This window comes from Pseudomonas vranovensis DSM 16006 (assembly GCF_000425805.1).
Taxonomy (GTDB): Bacteria; Pseudomonadota; Gammaproteobacteria; order Pseudomonadales; family Pseudomonadaceae; genus Aquipseudomonas; species Aquipseudomonas vranovensis.
In genome coordinates this window covers 674,536-691,504 of record NZ_AUED01000001.1, presented here as the reverse complement: position 1 = coordinate 691,504, position 16,969 = coordinate 674,536, and the positions used below count along the sequence as shown (strand labels likewise).

Annotated in this window: 24 protein-coding genes; 14 read left to right on the top strand and 10 right to left on the bottom strand. The window is 63.4% G+C overall.

Going from position 1 to position 16,969, the window contains the following annotated elements; all coding sequences use genetic code 11:
* Positions 1-29: 29 nt before the first annotated feature.
* The 4 genes from H621_RS0103665 to H621_RS0103650 are packed head-to-tail and all read left to right on the top strand — an operon-like array spanning position 30 to position 3,056.
* The gene (locus H621_RS0103665) at positions 30-1,034 is read left to right on the top strand and encodes an acyl-CoA dehydrogenase (RefSeq protein ID WP_371919763.1); all 1,005 of its coding nucleotides are present in this window, start codon (positions 30-32) and stop codon (positions 1,032-1,034) included.
* Positions 1,031-1,783 carry a PIG-L deacetylase family protein gene (locus H621_RS0103660; RefSeq protein WP_028942057.1) on the top strand — a complete coding sequence of 251 codons (753 nt, stop codon included), beginning with the start codon at positions 1,031-1,033 and terminating at the stop codon, positions 1,781-1,783. The genes H621_RS0103665 and H621_RS0103660 overlap by 4 nt, the downstream gene beginning before the upstream one ends.
* Positions 1,780-2,379: a class I SAM-dependent methyltransferase gene (locus H621_RS0103655; protein ID WP_028942056.1), complete on the top strand. Its 600-nt coding sequence runs from the start codon at positions 1,780-1,782 to the stop codon at positions 2,377-2,379. Before H621_RS0103660 ends, H621_RS0103655 begins: the two co-directional genes overlap by 4 nt.
* Positions 2,376-3,056, top strand: a complete 681-nt coding sequence (locus tag H621_RS0103650; RefSeq protein ID WP_028942055.1) for a glycosyltransferase family 2 protein — start codon at positions 2,376-2,378, stop codon at positions 3,054-3,056. Before H621_RS0103655 ends, H621_RS0103650 begins: the two co-directional genes overlap by 4 nt.
* On the opposite strand, the gene H621_RS0103645 is transcribed toward H621_RS0103650, so the two are convergent.
* Positions 3,010-3,930: a LysR family transcriptional regulator gene (locus H621_RS0103645; protein ID WP_028942054.1), complete on the bottom strand. Its 921-nt coding sequence runs from the start codon at positions 3,928-3,930 to the stop codon at positions 3,010-3,012. The two genes, H621_RS0103650 and H621_RS0103645, sit on opposite strands and share 47 nt — an antisense overlap.
* 111 nt (positions 3,931-4,041) lie before the next feature.
* On the opposite strand from H621_RS0103645, the gene H621_RS0103640 reads away from it, so the two are divergent.
* Positions 4,042-5,244, top strand: coding sequence for an MFS transporter (locus H621_RS0103640; protein ID WP_028942053.1), 1,203 nt, complete (start codon positions 4,042-4,044; stop codon positions 5,242-5,244).
* A 2-nt stretch (positions 5,245-5,246) separates the two neighbouring features.
* Positions 5,247-5,642, top strand: a complete 396-nt coding sequence (locus tag H621_RS0103635) for a hypothetical protein (RefSeq protein ID WP_028942052.1) — start codon at positions 5,247-5,249, stop codon at positions 5,640-5,642.
* 3 nt (positions 5,643-5,645) lie between these two features.
* Here the strand turns inward: H621_RS0103635 and ku are convergent, their stop codons facing one another.
* Positions 5,646-6,512, bottom strand: a complete 867-nt coding sequence (ku, locus tag H621_RS0103630; RefSeq protein WP_028942051.1) for a non-homologous end joining protein Ku — start codon at positions 6,510-6,512, stop codon at positions 5,646-5,648.
* Between the two features lie 72 nt (positions 6,513-6,584).
* On the bottom strand, positions 6,585-7,493 hold the full coding sequence (locus H621_RS0103625; protein WP_028942050.1) for an SDR family oxidoreductase: 909 nt from the start codon (positions 7,491-7,493) through the stop codon (positions 6,585-6,587).
* Between the two features lie 194 nt (positions 7,494-7,687).
* Here H621_RS0103625 and H621_RS0103620 point away from each other — a divergent pair, with 194 nt between their 5' ends.
* Both H621_RS0103620 and H621_RS0103615 read left to right on the top strand, forming a co-directional pair.
* Complete coding sequence (locus H621_RS0103620) at positions 7,688-8,191, top strand: DUF4142 domain-containing protein (RefSeq protein ID WP_028942049.1); 504 nt, start codon at positions 7,688-7,690, stop codon at positions 8,189-8,191.
* 14 nt (positions 8,192-8,205) lie between these two features.
* Complete coding sequence (locus tag H621_RS0103615) at positions 8,206-8,493, top strand: hypothetical protein (RefSeq protein ID WP_028942048.1); 288 nt, start codon at positions 8,206-8,208, stop codon at positions 8,491-8,493.
* 85 nt (positions 8,494-8,578) lie between these two features.
* Here the strand turns inward: H621_RS0103615 and H621_RS0103610 are convergent, their stop codons facing one another.
* Entirely contained in the window at positions 8,579-8,749 is a 171-nt protein-coding gene (locus H621_RS0103610) for a metallothionein (protein ID WP_028942047.1), read from the bottom strand.
* Positions 8,750-8,895: 146 nt separating this feature from the next.
* Between H621_RS0103610 and H621_RS0103605 the strand changes: the two genes are divergently transcribed.
* On the top strand, positions 8,896-9,510 hold the full coding sequence (locus tag H621_RS0103605; RefSeq protein WP_028942046.1) for a Yip1 family protein: 615 nt from the start codon (positions 8,896-8,898) through the stop codon (positions 9,508-9,510).
* A gap of 22 nt (positions 9,511-9,532) precedes the next feature.
* Here the strand turns inward: H621_RS0103605 and H621_RS0103600 are convergent, their stop codons facing one another.
* Positions 9,533-9,793: a DUF1652 domain-containing protein gene (locus H621_RS0103600; RefSeq protein ID WP_028942045.1), complete on the bottom strand. Its 261-nt coding sequence runs from the start codon at positions 9,791-9,793 to the stop codon at positions 9,533-9,535.
* A 307-nt stretch (positions 9,794-10,100) separates the two neighbouring features.
* On the opposite strand from H621_RS0103600, the gene H621_RS0103595 reads away from it, so the two are divergent.
* The 3 genes from H621_RS0103595 (at position 10,101) to H621_RS0103585 (ending at position 11,222) form a co-directional block, all read left to right on the top strand.
* Complete coding sequence (locus H621_RS0103595; RefSeq protein ID WP_028942044.1) at positions 10,101-10,292, top strand: KGG domain-containing protein; 192 nt, start codon at positions 10,101-10,103, stop codon at positions 10,290-10,292.
* Positions 10,293-10,341: 49 nt separating this feature from the next.
* A complete protein-coding gene (locus H621_RS0103590) occupies positions 10,342-10,902 on the top strand; it encodes an ATP-dependent Clp protease proteolytic subunit (protein ID WP_028942043.1) in 561 nt (186 codons plus the stop codon).
* A gap of 92 nt (positions 10,903-10,994) precedes the next feature.
* Positions 10,995-11,222 carry a DUF6555 family protein gene (locus H621_RS0103585; protein ID WP_028942042.1) on the top strand — a complete coding sequence of 76 codons (228 nt, stop codon included), beginning with the start codon at positions 10,995-10,997 and terminating at the stop codon, positions 11,220-11,222.
* Here the strand turns inward: H621_RS0103585 and H621_RS0103580 are convergent.
* Positions 11,219-12,142, bottom strand: a complete 924-nt coding sequence (locus H621_RS0103580) for a DNA-3-methyladenine glycosylase family protein (RefSeq protein WP_084167915.1) — start codon at positions 12,140-12,142, stop codon at positions 11,219-11,221. The two genes, H621_RS0103585 and H621_RS0103580, sit on opposite strands and share 4 nt — an antisense overlap.
* A 102-nt stretch (positions 12,143-12,244) precedes the next feature.
* Here H621_RS0103580 and H621_RS0103575 point away from each other — a divergent pair, with 102 nt between their 5' ends.
* Positions 12,245-12,661 (top strand): low affinity iron permease family protein, encoded by a 417-nt coding sequence (locus H621_RS0103575; RefSeq protein ID WP_028942040.1) that lies wholly within the window; start codon positions 12,245-12,247, stop codon positions 12,659-12,661.
* Positions 12,662-12,667: 6 nt separating this feature from the next.
* Here the strand turns inward: H621_RS0103575 and ycaC are convergent, their stop codons facing one another.
* The 3 genes from ycaC to H621_RS0103560 all read right to left on the bottom strand — a co-directional run bounded on the left by ycaC (position 12,668) and on the right by H621_RS0103560 (position 15,014).
* Positions 12,668-13,294, bottom strand: coding sequence for an isochorismate family cysteine hydrolase YcaC (gene ycaC / locus H621_RS0103570; protein WP_028942039.1), 627 nt, complete (start codon positions 13,292-13,294; stop codon positions 12,668-12,670).
* 55 nt (positions 13,295-13,349) lie between these two features.
* On the bottom strand, positions 13,350-14,036 hold the full coding sequence (locus tag H621_RS0103565) for a hydrolase (protein ID WP_028942038.1): 687 nt from the start codon (positions 14,034-14,036) through the stop codon (positions 13,350-13,352).
* An 87-nt stretch (positions 14,037-14,123) separates the two neighbouring features.
* Positions 14,124-15,014: a pirin family protein gene (locus tag H621_RS0103560; RefSeq protein ID WP_028942037.1), complete on the bottom strand. Its 891-nt coding sequence runs from the start codon at positions 15,012-15,014 to the stop codon at positions 14,124-14,126.
* A gap of 96 nt (positions 15,015-15,110) precedes the next feature.
* On the opposite strand from H621_RS0103560, the gene H621_RS0103555 reads away from it, so the two are divergent.
* Positions 15,111-16,019, top strand: coding sequence for a LysR family transcriptional regulator (locus H621_RS0103555; RefSeq protein ID WP_028942036.1), 909 nt, complete (start codon positions 15,111-15,113; stop codon positions 16,017-16,019).
* 68 nt (positions 16,020-16,087) lie between these two features.
* On the opposite strand, the gene H621_RS0103550 is transcribed toward H621_RS0103555, so the two are convergent.
* Positions 16,088-16,957: an alpha/beta fold hydrolase gene (locus H621_RS0103550; RefSeq protein WP_028942035.1), complete on the bottom strand. Its 870-nt coding sequence runs from the start codon at positions 16,955-16,957 to the stop codon at positions 16,088-16,090.
* Positions 16,958-16,969: the final 12 nt, after the last annotated feature.

Genomic DNA, 16,969 nt, shown 5'->3' with positions numbered 1-16,969 from the left:
TTGCCCAAAACGACCTCGCCGTTGCCCTGATGCCCTGGCTCGAACAGGTCACAACCAGGCCTCTGGACACCCACACCGACCGGCTGCTCCAGACCTGCCTGGCGCAATGCCGGGCCAATGGCCTGGACCAGTTGCCGCTGCCCGGCCATGGCCGCACACTGCAGCGCTGGCAGGTACTGGCCCAGGTCGCTGCCGCCGACCTGGCCCTGGCCAAGCTCTATGAAGGCCATACCGATGCCCTGGCGATCATTACCGAGTGCGCCGCCACCGACCTGGACACGCGCGGTACCTGGGGCGTGTGGGCGGCCGAGCCACCGGATGCGCGGGTACAGATCGTCGCCCGTCATGGCCGCGAAGTGCGTCTGCAAGGACGCAAGGCCTGGTGCTCCGGCGCACTGCAGATCGACCGCGCGTTGCTCACCGCGTGGGATGAGCAACAGCGTCCGCAACTGGTGGCGGTCAGGCTCGATGATCCCGGCCTGCGTGTGCTGGGTACCGGCTGGCAGGCGGTGGGAATGGGCAGCACAGCCAGTGTCGAGGTCGCCTTCGAGCTATGCGCTGGGCAGCAGGTGGGCGACAGCGGGCACTACCTGAGTCGCCCGGGCTTCTGGCACGGTGGCGGTGGCATCGCTGCCTGCTGGTATGGCGCGGCCTCGGCGCTGGCCAATTACCTGCATGAACATTGCGCAAGCCACCAGGACCCCCACGCCCTGGCCCACCTGGGCGCGGTGGATGCGCAACTGGCCGGTGCGGCGGCGAGCCTGCGCGAAACCGCACAGTGGATCGACGGTCATCCGGGAGCCGATGCCGAGGTTCCCGTACGCCGCCTGCGGGCCCAGGTCGAAGTTGCCGCGACCGCCGTGCTGGCCCACGTCGGCCGTGCCCTGGGCGCTACACCCTATTGTCGCATTGCGCATTTCGCCAGGCTCGCCGCCGACCTGCCGGTGTTCCTGCGCCAGAGCCACGCGGAGCGCGACCTGGCCGAGCTGGGCCGCCGGGTGGCCAGTGCGCCAATGACGGAGTGGTCACTATGACAACCTTCCAGGCACAGGATCCAGGCACCCCGTTGGCCCAGTGGCAAGCCTCGGCGCAGCTGCAGGCGGTGCCGGCCATCAGTCTTGAGCAATTGCTCCCGACAGGCTGTCGACTGGTGGTCGTGGCGCCCCACCCGGATGACGAAATACTCGGTTGCGGTGGCCTGCTGGCCATGCTGCACGGGCGCGAGCCGGCACTGTTGCTGGTGTCGGTCAGCGATGGTGAAGCCAGCCATCCGCACTCCCAGCAGTGGAGCCAGGAACGTTTGCGCGAGCAGCGCCCACGGGAAAGTGCGGCGGCGTTGCGACGCCTCGGCCTGGACCTTGGCCAACTGCAGTGGCTGCGCCTGGGGCTGGCCGACACCACCGTGGCCCAGCACGAACGCTGGCTGGCGGAACACCTGGTCGGGCTGCTGCGGCCCCAGGACCGGGTATTGACCACCTGGCGCCTGGATGGCCACAGCGACCACGACGCCGTGGGCCGTGCCTGCGCCCGGGCGTGTGAAACCGTGGGTGCGCAACTGCTGGAGGTGCCGATCTGGGCCTGGCATTGGGCCCGCCCCAACGACCCGCGCCTGCCCTGGCCGCGTGCCCACAAGCTGTTTCTCGACCCCGGCGTGCGGGTGCTCAAGCAACAGGCCATTGCCGCCCACACCAGCCAGCTGCTGGCCGACGGCGACACCCCGGCGGTGCTGCTACCGACCACCCTGGTGCGCTTGCTGCAACCGTTTGAACTGGTGTTCACATGAGCATGCCGGCCGAGTACTTCAAGCAACTGTTCGCCCACAGCGACGATCCCTGGGCGTTTCGTACCCGCTGGTACGAAAAGCGCAAACGCGACCTGCTACTGGCCTGTCTGCCGCGCCAGCACTATCAGCGAGTGTTCGAACCGGCCTGTGCCAACGGTGAGCTCAGCGCGGCACTGGCCGAACGCTGCGAGCAACTGCTCTGCCAGGACCTCGATGCCACCGCCGTGGCGCTGGCACGCCAACGCCTGCGCCCATGGCCCCATGTTCGGGTCGATCAGGGTCACCTGCCGGGTGACTGGCCCGGCGGTGAGTTCGACCTGATCGTTCTCAGCGAAATCGGCTACTACCTGGACCCGGTCCAGTGGCTGGAGGTACTGGAGCACGCCCTGGCCTGCCTCGGCACCAACGGTGCACTGCTGGCTTGCCATTGGCTGCACCCCATCGACGGCTGCCCGCAGAGCGGCCATCAGGTCCATGCGCTGCTGGCCAAGCGCTTGGCGTTGTACCGTTGCGTGCGCCATGAAGAGGCCGACTTCCTGCTGGAGTATTGGAGCCTACAGCCCAGTGCCATCGACCTTGAGGAAAACTGCCTGTGATCGCCGTGATTGTCCCGGCCCACAACGAGCAGCACTTGCTCGGGCCCTGCCTGCGTGCCCTGTTGCACGCCCGCCGAGCGGTAAAAGCACTGGGCGAGGCGGTGCAGATCGTGGTGGTCCTGGATGATTGCAGCGATGCCACCGAGCAGGTGGCGCAGGCATATGGGGTCGAGGTGCTTAGCGTCAGTGCGCGTAATGTCGGCTATGCCCGGCGTGCGGGTGCGGCGCTGATGCTCGAGCGCGGGGCACGCTGGCTGGCCTTCACCGACGCCGACAGTTGTGTGCCGGTGGACTGGCTGGTCTGCCAGCTGGACTTTGCCGCCGATGCGGTGTGCGGGACCGTGCATGTGCCGCGCTGGCAGGCGTACCAGGACGCAGCCCTGCGCGCACGCTACCTGGCCCGCTACCAGGCCCGGGAAGGTCACCGCCACATTCACGGGGCCAACCTTGGCGTCTGCGCCAGGGCCTATGAACGGGTCGGCGGTTTTCAGCCCCTGGCCGTAGACGAGGATGTGCAACTGGTCAGTGCGCTGCATGCCAGCGGGGCGCACATCGTATGGACAGCCCTCAACAGCGTGTCCACCAGCAGCCGCGGCGATTGCCGGGTAAGCGGCGGCTTCGGCGACTTTCTCAAGCGCCTGGGCGAGCCCGCGCCGGGTCTTGAAGATAGGCCTTGAGGTAGTCGATCCAGGCGCGCACCTTGCGCGGTACATGACGGGTGTCGGGGTATAGGGCGTACACGCTTTGCCGGGCAAATCGATAGCCGGGCAAGGTATCGAGCAGCTCACCACTGGCCAGGTCGTCGGCCACCAGCCAATGCGGCAGCAACACCACGCCCATTCCCTGCAAGGCAAACGCCCTGAGGAGCGAGGCATTGTCCGCGACCATCACTGCCGGCCCGCGCCCCTGATAGACAGCGGCATTGCCGCAGGCGTCTTCGATTGGCCAGCTGTCGTGCTGCTGGAAACGGCTGTGCAACAACTGCGGCAGTTGTCCCAGGCGCTCGGGGTGGTCGAGCCCGCCCTCCATCTGGGCCAGCAGTGCTGGCGCCGCCACCAGGCACACTGCATAGCGATCCAGGCAAACACCACGGTAGCTGGAGTCGTGTACCTGCCCCAGACGGATGGACACATCAACCCCGTCGCGCACCAAGTCCACCTGGGCGGTATGGGTCTGCAGGTGTACCTGCAACTGAGGATGTTGCCGGCAAAAGCCTTGCAACGCCGGCGCTAGCACCGTCAGGCCGTACTCCACGGTGGACGTGATCCGCAGGCTGCCCTGCAAGCCGCTGTGCTCGGCCCGGGCCTCATCGATGGCCACCTGCGCCGCCTGCACCACCTCCAGGCAGCGCCGGTAAAAGCGCTCACCCGCTTCGGTCAGGGCAACGCGCCGGGTTGTACGGGTCAGCAGGGTGACGCCAAGCTCGGCTTCCAGTTGCTTGATACTGAAGCTGACCGCGGCGCGAGTTTGCTGCAACCGCGCCGCCGCGCCGGTGAAGGAGCCGCTCTGCACCACTGCGCAAAACAGTTCGAAGCGGTCGAGGCTGACCATGCAATGCGCCCTTGATTGTCAAAATAATCTGCACAATCTGGCGGATATCAGAGGCTTATTCAAGCCCCTCGCGCCCTCTAGACTTCGTCTTTCCTTAATGCGCTGCCTACCATGCCCGCCCCTTCCAAAGTCGCTTTCATCTACCTGCTTGGCTTCGCCCTGGACCTGCTCAACCTGTTCGCCCTGGGCAGCGCCTACCCAGTGATGGGCCAGGAGCTGCAGGCTTCGGTAGCCCAACTGAGCTGGGTCAGCAACCTCTACCTGATTGGCCTGACCCTGGTGATCCCGCTGGGCAGCTGGCTTGCCCGGCGCATCGGCGAGCGCCAGACTCTGCTGCTGTCGCTGCTCCTGTTTGGCCTTGCCACGGTGCTTGCCGGCAGCGCGCGCGCTATTGACAGCCTGCTGCTGTGGCGCCTGCTGCAGGGGGTCGGCGGCGGGCTGTTGATTCCGGTGGGGCAAGCCATGGCCTACCGCGCCTGCCCGCCTGAACAGCGCCACGCCCTGACTGCGCGCGTGATGATGGTTGCCCTGTTGGTACCGGCCCTGTCGCCTGCCGTGGGAGGGATGCTGGTGGATCACGCCAGTTGGCGCTGGATCTTCTTCGCCCTGTTGCCGCTGATCTTGCTCACCGGCCTGTTGACCCTGGCCTGGTTACCGACACGCGTACCGCGGCCCGGTCCCGGCCCCTTGCTCGACCTTGCACTGCTGCGCCAGCCGCTGTTGCGCACCGCGATGCTGGTGTACCTGTGCGTGCCCGGCGTGTTCATCGGCGCCAATCTGCTGGCCGTGTTGTACCTGCAAGCACAACTGGGGCTAAGCGCCACCTCCACCGGCGCGCTGATGCTGCCCTGGTCGCTGGGTGCCCTGGCGGCGATCAGTCTGGTGCGCTGGCGCTTCAGGCAATGGGGCCCGCGGCCTTTGCTGTGCGCCGGCATCCTGTTGCAAAGCCTGGCGCTGATCGGGCTGGCAATACCCGGGCTGGCGCAGTTGAAGGGGGTGCAGGTGTTGATCTTCCTGCTCCTGGGCCTGGGCAGCAGCCTGTGCAGCAGTAGCGCACAAAGCCTGGCCTTCATTGCCATCGCGCCCGAGCGCATGGGCGCTGCCAGCACCCTGTGGAATCTCAACCGACAACTGAGCTTTGGCCTGGGAGCTGGCGTGCTTGGGGCCATGCTCGACGCCTTGCTGCCTCGTCCCACAGCCTACACCCAGGTGTTTGTGCTGGCCGCTGCAATCACCCTGCTGGCCCTGCCGGCAGTACTCAAGCTACCCGGGGCGCAAGCCCTGGGGCTTTCCTCTACTGCGTTGGAATCCTGACCATGCCTACTGACCCTGTGTGTTTTGCCGCCGTCATCGACCTCCATGTGTTGATCCAGCAATGGTTGGCCGGCGCGGCCCAGAGCGATCAATTGCCCGCACTGATGGCGCACTTCAGCCCGTCGTTTTCAATGATCGGGTTGTCCGGGCTGCAATTGGACCATGCGGGACTGCACGCGTTGTTCACCCAAGCCTACGGCAAGCGCCCTGGCCTTGAGATCGGTATCGACGAATTGCAACTGATTGCACAAGCCGATGGCCTGACGGTGGTGCATTACCGCGAGCACCAGCACGATGCCCGGGTGCTGCACAGCGTACGGCGCTCGACGGCGGTGTTCGAGCAACTGAAGAATGGCAGCCTACGCTGGCTGCGCCTGCATGAAACGCCCTGCCCCTGAGGCTCAGGCTTTCTTGCGCGTCTTGCGGGGGGTGGCAGGTGCTTTCTTCTCGGTCGCCGTCGCCTTCTTCGCTGGCGCCTTGCGCCCGCCCAGGCTGCGCTTGAGCAGTTCGGTGAGGTCGATGATGTCGGCGCTCTTCTGCTCGCCTTCGCCCTCCAGCGGCTCGACCGTGCTGATCTTGCCCTGGCTGGCTTTCTCCTCGACAAGGTCCATGATGGTGTCCTTGAAGTCGTTGCGGTACTCATCGGGCGTCCACTGCCCGCTCATGTCGTCGATCAGCCGCTTGGCCATCTCCAGCTCGCGCTTGTCGAGGCTGGCCTCACGCACATTTTTGTCCAGCTCCAGGGCATCCAGGCTGCGTACTTCCTCGGGCCAGCGCAGGGTGATCATCACCAGCGCGTCTTCGAGCGGCCGCAGCAGCGCCAGGTGTTGCTGGGTGTGCAGCACGACTTTGGCCAGGGCCACCTTGCCGGTGCTTTCCAATGCCTCGCGCAGCAAGGCGTAGACTTTGCCACCGCGCTTGTCGGGGCTCAGGTAATAAGGCGTCTCGAACTGCTGCAGCGGTATCTCGCTGCTGTCGACGAAGGCGAAAATGTCGATGGTCTGGGTCGCCTCGGGACGGGCCTTGTGGATTTCCTCCTCGCTGATGACCACATAGCGACCCTTCTCGTACTGCACACCCTTGACGATATGTTCACGGCTGATTTCCTTGCCCGTGACCTTGTTCACCCGCTTGTAGCCCACCGGCTCCATGCTGCGCCCATCGAGCCAGTCAAAGTCGACCCGGTCGCTCTTCACTGCTGAATTGAGCGAAACCGGGATATGCACCAGGCCGAAGCTGATGGCACCTTTCCAGATGGCTCTGGCCATGACCGGACTCCTTTGAGGACCGCTGTTAGTGCATGCGACTACCGCCGGCCGCGAAGGTTTGATCCCGCCGACTCACGGCGTCGGATTGCCGCCGGTGACACCGAACACTTCCCCGGTGATATAGCTCGACTCCTGGCTCGCCAGCAGTACATACACAGGCGCGCATTCGGCCGGCTGGCCGGGACGCTTCATGGGCGTGTGGCCGCCGAAGTCAGGGATCTTCTCATCCGGCTGCCCGCCGCTGGGTTGCAGCACGGTCCAGATCGGCCCGGGGGCCACGGCATTGACTCGAATACCGCGTTCGATCACTTGTTTGGCCAAGGATTTGGTAAAGGCCACGATCGCCGCCTTGGTGGTGGCGTAGTCGAGCAACGTCGCCGAAGGGTCGTAGGACTGGATGGAAGCGGTGTTGATAATGGTCGCCCCTGCCGGCATCAGTGGTACGGCGGCCTGGCACAGCCAGAACATCGCATAGATGTTGGTTTTCATCGTGGTGTCGAACTGCTCGCTGCTGATCTGCCCCACCTGCTTGCGTGCCACCTGCTTGCCGGCGACGTTGACCAGGATGTCGAGCCCACCCAGTTGTTCATGGGCCTGGTCGATCAGCTCGCGGCAGAACGCTTCGCTTTTGATATCCCCCGGCAAGGCAATGGCGCGGCGTCCTTCGGCCTCGATCAGCTTGATCACCTCGCGGGCATCGGGCTGTTCAATGGGCAGGTAGTTGAGCACGATGTCGGCCCCTTCACGGGCAAAGGCAATGGCCACGGCGCGGCCGATGCCCGAATCGGCGCCTGTGATCAACGCCTTGCGGCCCCTGAGGCGGCCAAAGCCCTGATAAGTGGTTTCGCCGTGGTCGGGTTTGGGACGCATGTTCAGGTCCAGTCCCGGTGCCGGCTGGGACTGGGCCGGGAACGGGGGATGCGGGTATTGGGTCAGGGGGTTTTGCATCTGGTACTGATTGCGCGGTTTGTCGCTGGACATGGTGGCCTCCCGGTAGCGGATTCAGCGCCAGCAAAGCAGCGCCCGTTTCTACTTGGAAGGAATGGCATGGCCAAGGTTTGAATCGAAATGCTGCCGCGCCGACCAGCGGTCCGCTGGGTAAAAAAGCTGAACTCCAGGCCTGCTGACGTCTCGTAGATAGAACAGTGGATCGCCGCCTCACAGGAGTTATGCCCATGAATCGCCTTCCTTCCCGATTTGCGCTGGGCCTGTTTGCCCTGCTGGCCTTGCAGGCACAGGCCGGTGACAACACCTTCATCGACGAGGCCATGAGCGCCGGCATGGCCGAAATCCAGACCAGCCAACTGGCCCTGGAAAAATCCGACGCTGCAGACATCAAGGCGTTTGCCCGCCTGATGATCAAGGATCACACCCAAAGTAATCAGCAGTTGCTTGAACTGGCAAAAAAGCATGACCTCCCGGCGCCAAACGATGCCGCCCTGGCCGACAAGGCTCGTAAAATGATGTTGCAGGTGCAAGACGGTGCTTCGTTCGATGCCGCCTATGCCAGCCATCAGGTCGATGCCCATGAACAGGCGATCCGCCTGTTTGACGAGCAGCGCCAGTCAACCTCGGCCCCGGCAGACCTGCGCAACTTTGCGACCAATGCCTTGCCGACCTTGCAGCATCACCTGCAGGAGGCCAAGAAACTGGAAAACGAATACCGCGCGGCTGAATGAAGGAGGGCCCAGGCATGAGAATGGCAAACCGCGCCTGTGCGACCTGCCTGCAGATCGACTTTGTCCAGGATACCTTGTTTGGCCCGGTGGCCCGCAGTGCGGAATGCGAGGTGCAGCTGGCGCCGTTGAACCTCAATGGCTTGCCGGGATTGCAGATGCAGGTGCGTGCGCCGGTACCGGACAAGCTTGAGCGCTCCCACAGTGTGGCATTTACCTGGGAGGGCCGGATCTATCGGGGCATCGTGCATTACCACAGGCAGTGTGACGATGGCGGGCTGCAATTGCAGCTGGAATTGCAGTAACCGCCGGCAGCGTCATCCGTTCGGCGGGCAATCAGTAGCCGCTGCCGAAGGACGAGGCTGCGATCGACTGCGTAGCAGTCGCCAATTATCCAGCAGCCTTGCCAGAGGCACAGCCACAGCCACTGGCCGTACACGGTTTGCCGGATGGATGATGGTCGGCACAGGCCTGGCAGCAATACGCCTTGCCTTCACGCATCACCGCATTGGCGCCCACTTTGCAATTGCAGCCGGGGCAGGCACAGGTTTGCTCGTTCATGTCGTTGACTCCTGAGGTTGTGGTCGTCACTGATTGCGACTGAACGCACCCTTCGATGGTTCAAAAAAGATGAACCCCCGGCACCCCGCCCGCCTCAATAGAACAGGGAGCGGCAATTCCGCCTTCTGTTCAGTCTGGAGGTCACCATGACTACCCACCTGCTCAAGCTCTTCACCCACCCAGGCGACGCCTGGATCGACATCCGCCACGAGGAAGAACAACACCCGCGCCACTACCTGCCCCACCTGTTGGTGTTTGCCCTGATTCCCGCCTTGTGCCTGTTCATCGGCACCACCCGTTTCGGCTGGAGCCTGGCCGGTACCGAGCGAGTGCGCCTGAGCGTGGGCAGCGCCGCGGAGCTGGGCATTCTCCTGTACCTGACCATGCTGTTAGGGGTTGCCGTCATGGGGGGATTCATTCGCTGGATGTCGCGCACCTTCGATACCCGCCCAAGCCTTGAACAGTGCATCGGATTCGCCGCATACGGCGCCACACCGTACTTTGTGGCAGGTATTGCCGGGCTGTATCCAGGCCGTTGGCTGGCGCTGATCGCCCTGCTGGCAGCCTCGGCCTATGCCACCTTTCTGCTGTTCATCGGCCTGCCCACCTTTTTGCGCCTGCGCAAGGAACAGGGCCTGTTGTATTCGACCAGCGTCTGGGCGGTAGGCTTGCTGGTGCTGGTGACCATCCTGGTGTCGATGATCCTGTTCTGGTTCGACGTGCTGGGGCCGGAATACATGCGCCCGGCAGCCTTGGGTTGAACCGGCCGCATGGGCCTCGGGCTCAGGCAATCGCCCTGGGCTTGAGGCCGGCGTGACTGCACCCGAGACGCTGTTCCTCACGCACCTGGGCCACCAGGTTGGACACGTCGTGGCAGGTGGTCAGGCTGTCCAGGCGTGTTTCGGTGACGATCAGGTCGTCGCCCTGCCCCAGCCGTATCGTCAGCCAGACACCATCGGTGCAAGTGACTTCACAGCACTCGGGCAGAAACGCCTGCTCGATGAGCTGGCGCAGTTCAAGGGTAGAAACACCGATCAGTGACATGGTGCGATCCTCGTGTCGGAAAGCCCGACTTCTCAGTTACCACCGCCAGGCTGGCCAAGGCCAATTGATATTGACGATGGTGCGCCGCTTGCCTCATGTACCCGGGCAATTACATGGGGTCTATCTAAGAAGAAGACTGCAGCTTGAGTGAAGTTCAGTGCACCAACCCAACTGCGCGATGAACGGAAGACCTGCGCCGTTCGTCATCTCACGACAGATAAATTTCAAACTTTGCAGCTTCCGCGATCGCCCAACCTGTACAAGGCAACACTGCCTTGCACTTCATAGCACAGTGAGGAAGCACATCATGGCTAACAAAGACACTTCCAACCCCGGGAACTTCGCCAACGACCGCCAGAAAGCCTCCGACGCCGGTAAAAAAGGCGGCCAGGCTTCCGGTGGCAACGCGGGTGGCCAGACCCGTAAACCGGAAATGGGCAACAAGCCCGGCATGGGTAACAAGACAGACCGCAAGCCAAGTGGCGGCGGCCGTAGCTGATGGACGAACGACCGGCGCACCTTCGGTGCGTCGGTCTCGAGGCGCGCCGATGAGTCAGCAGGTGATTCATTTTCACTGCCAGATCGACCAGCGCACCACCGAGCGCTTTCGCGACCGGTGCCTGCAAGCCATCGACGAGGGGGCCGGCCAGCTGTTGCTGTACCTGTCGACCACCGGAGGCAGCACCAACTTCGGTTTCTCCATCTACAGCTTCATCAAGTCGCTACCCGTGCCGGTGTGCGCGGTAAATGCCGGCAACATCGAATCGATGGGCATCATCATGTACCTGGCCGCCGGTGTACGCATTGCCGCACCGCACTCGCGCTTTCTGATCCACCCCATGACGTGGCACTTCAGCCAGAGCGCGGTAGACCACTCGCGCCTGCGGGAGTACCTGTCGAGCCTGAACAACGACCTGGAACGCTACGTCCGTATCTTCGAGCTGGAGACGCTGCAGGCCGAGCGCAAGCTGGATATCTTCCAGTGCCTGTCGGCCGAAGAGAAAGTCATCCCCGCCTATGACTCCCTTGCCTGCGGCATCGCCCATCGCCTGGAACAGGTTGTGTTCGACAAGGATGCACGGCACCTGACGATCAGCGGCGAAGACTGAAATCCGATTGAATTTTTTTGCCGCACCGGGACTCAGTCATTGCAGTAGAAGGATTTTTCCAGCGACTGCACTGAAAGGATCGTCAAAGGCCCATGAACGACGCAAAACTCTTCGTGATCGACTACCAACTGCACGGCTCCCCCAAGTCTTTCATCATCCGTGCAGAGAGGATGGACAACGCCGAAGCCTGGCATTGGGCCAGTTGCGACGCGGGTGTTGGCAGGATTGGCCGTTATGGTCGGGAGCAGGTGAAAAAAGTCAGCAAGCCCCTGGCCGAGCGTTATGGCATCACCGCAGTGACCTGGCGCCAGACCGGTTAAGCGCCGGCCAGCGACGCCCACAAATGCTGGGCCGCATAAGCCCGCCACGGGCGCCAAGCCGGCGCGCGTTCGGCCAGTGGCACTGCGGCACCTTCCAGCATACGCAGGGCCTTGACCAGCGCCACATCGCCCAGCGGGAAGGCATCGGCCGCCCCCAGTTGGCGCAAGGCCAGGTACTGCGCGCTCCATGGGCCGATCCCACGCTGCCGGCACAGGCGCTGGACCCACGTCTGCAGGTCGCCATCGGCCCGCAGCAAGCGAGGATCGGCGAGCATCGCCAGCGCCATGCCAGACAAGGTCGCGGCCCGTGAACCGGGCATGCCCAGACCGCTGAGGTCGCCATCAGCGATGGCTTGCGCTACCGGGAATACATGGGTCAGACGCGGCTCGATGGCAAGCGGTGCGAGCAATGGCTGACCATGGCGAACCACCAACCGGCCCGCCAGGGTCATGGCCCCCGCCACGCTGATCTGCTGGCCCAGCACCGTGCGCATGACTTGCTCGAATGCATCCCAGCCCCGGGGGACGCGCAGCCCCGGTCGCGCGGCAATCAGTTGCGCCATGAGCGGGTCCTGAGCCAGTTGTCGTTCGATCAGACCGGGATCGGCATCCAGATCGAATACCCGCCGCACCCGGGCGATCAACCCCGGCAAGACCTGTCGGGGAAGCCCGTACACGCTCAAGGCCAGGCACCGCCCCCTGGCTGGCCGGCACTCGACCATGCCCTGGCGGGTACCGAGCCTTACCGTACGCCGGTAGACGCCTGCCTGCGTGACCTCTATCCCGACGATCGAGCGCGCCGCCAGAAACCCCAGCATCGACGGCCAATGATACGGCGCGCGGTACTTGAGCCACACCGTCAGCACCGGTTGGCCGCTTACCTTGCAGCGATAGGCATGAAGCGCAGTGGTCTGGGTCATCGGCAGGGCCTGTTGAACATGTTGGATACCGACAGTGATGTTACAAAGAATTTCAGACAAGTACCGGGGTCTATTCCATACCTGCCCCGTGGAATCGCAACCATGAAATTCGAACGCTTCGCCCAGGCCATGTCACGGCGCACCGGCAGCTCGCACACCTTCGTTCTGGCGTTGGTGCTGATCGTCATCTGGGCAGCCACCGGACCCTGGTTCGACTACAACGATACCTGGCAACTGATCATCAATACCTCGACCACCATCATCACGTTCCTGATGGTGTTCCTGATCCAGAACACCCAGAACCGCGACAACGATGTGCTGCACCTGAAGATCGACGAATTGCTGCGCGCCACTAAGGCTGCGCACAAGGCCATGCTCAACCTGGACGACCTGGACGCCCGGCAGCTCAAGAGCCTGTTGCAGGAATACAAGGAGATCGGCGCCAACGACGTTGAAGCCCTGGAGCCTGAACCAGACACTGCATCCGGACGCCGTGAGCGTCCGGATGCAGAGCGGTGACCGGTATTACTTACCGTTGGTGAGGGTGTTGTAACTGGTGATCAGGTTGCGGTAGTCCGGGATGTGGTTGGAGAACAGCGTACCCAGGCCCTCGATGTCGTTGCGCCAGTCGCGGTGCAGTTCGCACGCCAGGCCAAACCAGGTCATCAACTGGGCACCGGCTTGTGACATGCGGTCCCAGGCCGAATCACGGGTCAGCGCGTTGAAGGTCCCCGAGGCGTCGGTCACCACGAACACTTCAAAGCCTTCGGCCAGGGCCGACAGTGCCGGGAACGCCACGCAGACTTCAGTCACCACGCCAGCGATGATCAGTTGCTTCTTGCCCGTGGCCTTGACCGCCTTGACGAAGTCTTCGTTGTCCCAGGCGTTGATCTGGCCAGGACGGGCAATGTACGGCGCGTCCGGGAATTGCTCTTTGAGCTCGGGTACCAGCGGGCCGTTGGGGCCGGTTTCAAAGCTGGTGGTGAGGATGGTCGGCAGGTTGAAATACTTGGCCAGGTCACCGACGGCCAGTACGTTGTTCTTGAACTTGTCCGGATCGATATCACGCACCAGCGACAGCAGGCCAGTCTGGTGGTCGACCAGCAGGACCGCGGCGTTGTTCTTGTCCAGACGGACGTAGGGTTTGCTCATGGTCTAACTCCTTGCGTTGGGATGTCGATGCCATGTGGGCATCCGACATGAGGGATCAGCGGGACGAATCCAGTTGTTCGTTTTCTGTGGCGACCTGTTGCGCCTTGAGGTAACTCTCGATCAGCAACTGGTAGTGCGGGAACACCGCGCTGTAGGCCTCGGCCCACTGCTGGGCATCCGCACGGTTCCAGGTGCGCTGTACTTCCGAGCAGACGGCAGCGGTGTCCATCGGTACCACACCGGCCTGCATCACACGGGCCAGGGTCACTTCCTGGGCCATCTTCGAATAGGTGCCGCTGGCATCGATCACGGCAAACACCTGGTAGCCGGCATTGACGGCGCTGATGCTCGGGAAGGCCATGCACACGCTGGTGATAGTGCCGGCGATGATCAGCTGCTTTTTACCGGTGGCTTCAACGGCGGCGACGAACTCGGGATTGTCCCAGGCGTTGATTTCACCTTTGCGTGCGACGTATTTAGCGTGGGGCGCGGCTTCGTGGATTTCCGGAATCAGCGGGCCGTTGGGGCCTTGGGGAACAGAGGCGGTGGTGATCACCGGGATCTTGGCCAGGCTGGCGATCTTGGCCAGGGTGATGGCATTGGCCCGCAGTTCGGTCATGGGCATGTCCTTGACCGTCTGGAACAGACCGCTCTGGTGATCGATCAGCAGCATTGCAGCGTTATCAGGGTCGATACGCGGGACCTGGCCATTGAAATTGGCAACGTTGGCAAATGTACTCATGACACATTCTCCTTGGGGGTGGAGTGCAGGTTGTGCCTGCCATCCGGGTCAAGGCCGCCCTGACGGACGGCCTTCGGGTTTATGAGACTAGCTGTCGTGTCGCGGTCCGCTCGGGCCGTTCATCTGTCCAAAACGCCCGGCACGAAAATCCTCGAACGCCTCGGCAATTTCAGCGTCAGTGTTCATCACGAACGGGCCGTAACCCACGATCGGCTCGTCCAGCGGCTCGCCGCTGAGCAGCAGCACCAGGGCCTCGGTTTGCGCTTCGAGCAACAGCTCGTCTCCGGCACGGTCGAACAGCACCAACTGCGCCGGGCCTACTGCACGCTCGCCGTTCACCAGCACCTTGCCGCGCAGCACCACCAGTGCCGTGCTGCGTCCTGCTGCGCTGGGCAAGCGCACCGGCGCACCGGGCTTGAGTTGCAGGTCCCAGACATCCATCGGCGTGAAGGTGTGTGCCGGGCCCTTATGGCCGCGGTACTCACCGGCAATCACCCGCAGGCTGCCGCTGCCGGCACCCAGGGGCACGGTAGGGATGTCACTGGCCAGCAAGGTCTGGTAACCGGCCGGGGCCGATTTGTCCTTGGCAGGCAGGTTGACCCACAGTTGGACCATCTCCAGGGTGCCACCCGACTTTGCGAACGCTGGCGAATGGAACTCTTCGTGCAGAATGCCGTTGGCGGCGGTCATCCACTGCACATCGCCCGGGCCGATCTGGCCGCCGGCACCGGTGGAGTCGCGGTGCTCCAACTCGCCCTGGTAGACGATAGTCACTGTCTCGAAACCGCGGTGGGGATGCTGGCCAACGCCACGACGGGCTGTGGTCGGGGTGAAATCGTGGGGGCCTGCGTAGTCCAGCAACAGGAACGGGCTGATGTGCTGGGCCAGGTTGTCGTAGGTGAACAAGCTACGTACTGGAAAGCCATCACCGACCCAATGTGGATTGGGGCTGCTGTAAACGCCTTGGATCTTTTTCATGAGAATGCCTCCTCTCGTGTATGGATATACCTTACGAGCGCAACGACATCTGCGGTAGATCAGTTAAACTGCCCTCAGCGTTCCATATGGAGAACACTGGTGGAAGACCTCAACGACCTTTACTACTTTGCCCAGGTGGTCGATCACGGCGGCTTTGCCCCCGCTGGCCGCGCCCTGGACATGCCCAAATCAAAACTCAGTCGACGCATCGCCGGCCTGGAAGAGCGCCTGGGGGTACGCCTGATCCAGCGCTCGACCCGGCACTTTTCGGTCACCGAGATCGGCCAGGCCTATTACCGCCATTGCGTAGCCATGCTGGTAGAGGCCGAGGGCGCGGCCGAACTGATCGAGCGCAACCGTGCCGAGCCCCAGGGCGTGGTACGCCTGAGTTGCCCGACGGCCTTGCTGGATTTCTGGGTGGGAGCGATGCTGACCCGCTTCATGGTCCAGTGCCCGCTGGTGCAATTGCACATCGAAAGCACCAACCGCCATGTCGACCTGATCCAGGAAGGCATCGACATTGCCTTGCGCGTGCGCGTGCCACCGCTGGAAAGCAGCGACCTGGTGATGAAGGTACTGGCGCGCAGCACGCAGCACCTGGTTGCCGCGCCCGAGCTGATGCAGAGCCTGCCGGAGCGCCCAGTACCGGCGGACCTGAGCGCCCTCCCCAGCCTGCACTGGGGCAATCCGCAGCGTGATTACCACTGGAACCTCCAAGGCCCGGACGGTGCCAGTGCGAGTATTCGCCACACCCCGCGGCTGGTTACCGATGACCTGGTGGTATTGCGCCAGGCGGCGGTGGCCGGCGTGGGCGTGGTACACCTGCCGTTGGTGGTGGTACGCGAGGACATCGATGCGGGTCGCCTGGTTCGTGCAACGCCGAACTGGGCGCCGGAATGTGGCGTGGTGCATGCCGTGTTTGCATCGCGGCGGGGATTGCTGCCTTCGGTGCGCAGCTTGCTGGACTTTCTGGCCGCGGAGTTTGAAGCCAGCGACATCGCCTGACTGCCGCCAGGAGCGGCGGTGGGACTGTCACCTCGCATCGCGGGGCAAGTCCAGACGTCGCCCCACTCCTACAACAGGAACGCCTGTACACGCTCACTGCAGGCAGCAGGATCCTCCTGCATGAAACAATGCCCGCCGGCCACCTGCAAAGCCGTCACATGATGGTTGCCCTGCACCCAATGCTGCACCGATTGCGGCACAAACGGATAGGTATCCTCGCCATAGATCACCAGGCACGGCGTCTGCACCTGCGTCAGCGACGCCCACATCCGCCGCGGAAACGAACTGAAGATTTCCACCTCGCGACTTGGCCGGCACTTGAGCACCACGCCCTCGCCACAATCGCCAATGGCGTGTTCGATGTAGGACTGCAGTGCAGGTTCGCTCCAGCCCTTGAAAATCCCCCTGCCCTCCAGCGATGTCCGCGCGGCGGATCGATCCGGCCAATGGCTGCGCCGAGTGGCCGCCTTGCGCGCCAGCGCATGACGCTGGTGCAAACCCACCAGCCGGGCAGCGCCCATCAGGCCCATCATCCGGCGACTGAACAACACCGGGTCGAGCAGCACCGCACGCTGGAACAACTGTGGTCGCTGCGCCAGGATCAGGCCCGTGAGCACCCCGCCAAAGCTGTGGCCGACAGCATGACGTGCAACCTCGCCATACTCGCCGCGCCCGGCTTCGAAGGCCTCGATGGCAAGCTCGGCAGTACGGTTCCAGCCCGCGAAGGGGCCGCCATGATCGCTGTCGCCATGGCCTTGCACATCACACAACCAGAGGTCGAAATGCTCGGCAAGGCGCGCCAGCAAGGGCTGGTACACCAGGCTGCAAAAGCCGTTGCCGTGTAGAAAGTGCAGCAGGGGTTTACCGCTGGCGGGTGAGCGCCAGCCACGCAAGGTAAAGCCGGCACTCGTGTCATGGGACCAGGGAATCAACTGCATGTGCCCGCTTGC

Excerpts from the sequence above, each read along its gene's own strand:
- H621_RS0103615 (WP_028942048.1), top strand. The coding sequence starts at position 8,206 with ATGAGAATGGCAAACCGCGCCTGTGCGACCTGCCTGCAGATCGACTTT.
- H621_RS0103565 (WP_028942038.1), bottom strand. The coding sequence starts at position 14,036 with ATGAGTACATTTGCCAACGTTGCCAATTTCAATGGCCAGGTCCCGCGT.
- H621_RS0103585 (WP_028942042.1), top strand. The coding sequence starts at position 10,995 with ATGAACGACGCAAAACTCTTCGTGATCGACTACCAACTGCACGGCTCC.
- H621_RS0103575 (WP_028942040.1), top strand. The coding sequence starts at position 12,245 with ATGAAATTCGAACGCTTCGCCCAGGCCATGTCACGGCGCACCGGCAGC.
- ycaC (WP_028942039.1), bottom strand. The coding sequence starts at position 13,294 with ATGAGCAAACCCTACGTCCGTCTGGACAAGAACAACGCCGCGGTCCTG.
- H621_RS0103600 (WP_028942045.1), bottom strand. The coding sequence starts at position 9,793 with ATGTCACTGATCGGTGTTTCTACCCTTGAACTGCGCCAGCTCATCGAG.
- H621_RS0103655 (WP_028942056.1), top strand. The coding sequence starts at position 1,780 with ATGAGCATGCCGGCCGAGTACTTCAAGCAACTGTTCGCCCACAGCGAC.
- H621_RS0103610 (WP_028942047.1), bottom strand. The coding sequence starts at position 8,749 with ATGAACGAGCAAACCTGTGCCTGCCCCGGCTGCAATTGCAAAGTGGGC.
- H621_RS0103625 (WP_028942050.1), bottom strand. The coding sequence starts at position 7,493 with ATGTCCAGCGACAAACCGCGCAATCAGTACCAGATGCAAAACCCCCTG.
- H621_RS0103665 (WP_371919763.1), top strand. The coding sequence starts at position 30 with ATGCCCTGGCTCGAACAGGTCACAACCAGGCCTCTGGACACCCACACC.
- H621_RS0103620 (WP_028942049.1), top strand. The coding sequence starts at position 7,688 with ATGAATCGCCTTCCTTCCCGATTTGCGCTGGGCCTGTTTGCCCTGCTG.
- H621_RS0103660 (WP_028942057.1), top strand. The coding sequence starts at position 1,031 with ATGACAACCTTCCAGGCACAGGATCCAGGCACCCCGTTGGCCCAGTGG.
- H621_RS0103645 (WP_028942054.1), bottom strand. The coding sequence starts at position 3,930 with ATGGTCAGCCTCGACCGCTTCGAACTGTTTTGCGCAGTGGTGCAGAGC.
- H621_RS0103580 (WP_084167915.1), bottom strand. The coding sequence starts at position 12,142 with ATGACCCAGACCACTGCGCTTCATGCCTATCGCTGCAAGGTAAGCGGC.
- H621_RS0103560 (WP_028942037.1), bottom strand. The coding sequence starts at position 15,014 with ATGAAAAAGATCCAAGGCGTTTACAGCAGCCCCAATCCACATTGGGTC.
- H621_RS0103550 (WP_028942035.1), bottom strand. The coding sequence starts at position 16,957 with ATGCAGTTGATTCCCTGGTCCCATGACACGAGTGCCGGCTTTACCTTG.
- H621_RS0103635 (WP_028942052.1), top strand. The coding sequence starts at position 5,247 with ATGCCTACTGACCCTGTGTGTTTTGCCGCCGTCATCGACCTCCATGTG.
- ku (WP_028942051.1), bottom strand. The coding sequence starts at position 6,512 with ATGGCCAGAGCCATCTGGAAAGGTGCCATCAGCTTCGGCCTGGTGCAT.
- H621_RS0103640 (WP_028942053.1), top strand. The coding sequence starts at position 4,042 with ATGCCCGCCCCTTCCAAAGTCGCTTTCATCTACCTGCTTGGCTTCGCC.
- H621_RS0103605 (WP_028942046.1), top strand. The coding sequence starts at position 8,896 with ATGACTACCCACCTGCTCAAGCTCTTCACCCACCCAGGCGACGCCTGG.
- H621_RS0103590 (WP_028942043.1), top strand. The coding sequence starts at position 10,342 with ATGAGTCAGCAGGTGATTCATTTTCACTGCCAGATCGACCAGCGCACC.
- H621_RS0103595 (WP_028942044.1), top strand. The coding sequence starts at position 10,101 with ATGGCTAACAAAGACACTTCCAACCCCGGGAACTTCGCCAACGACCGC.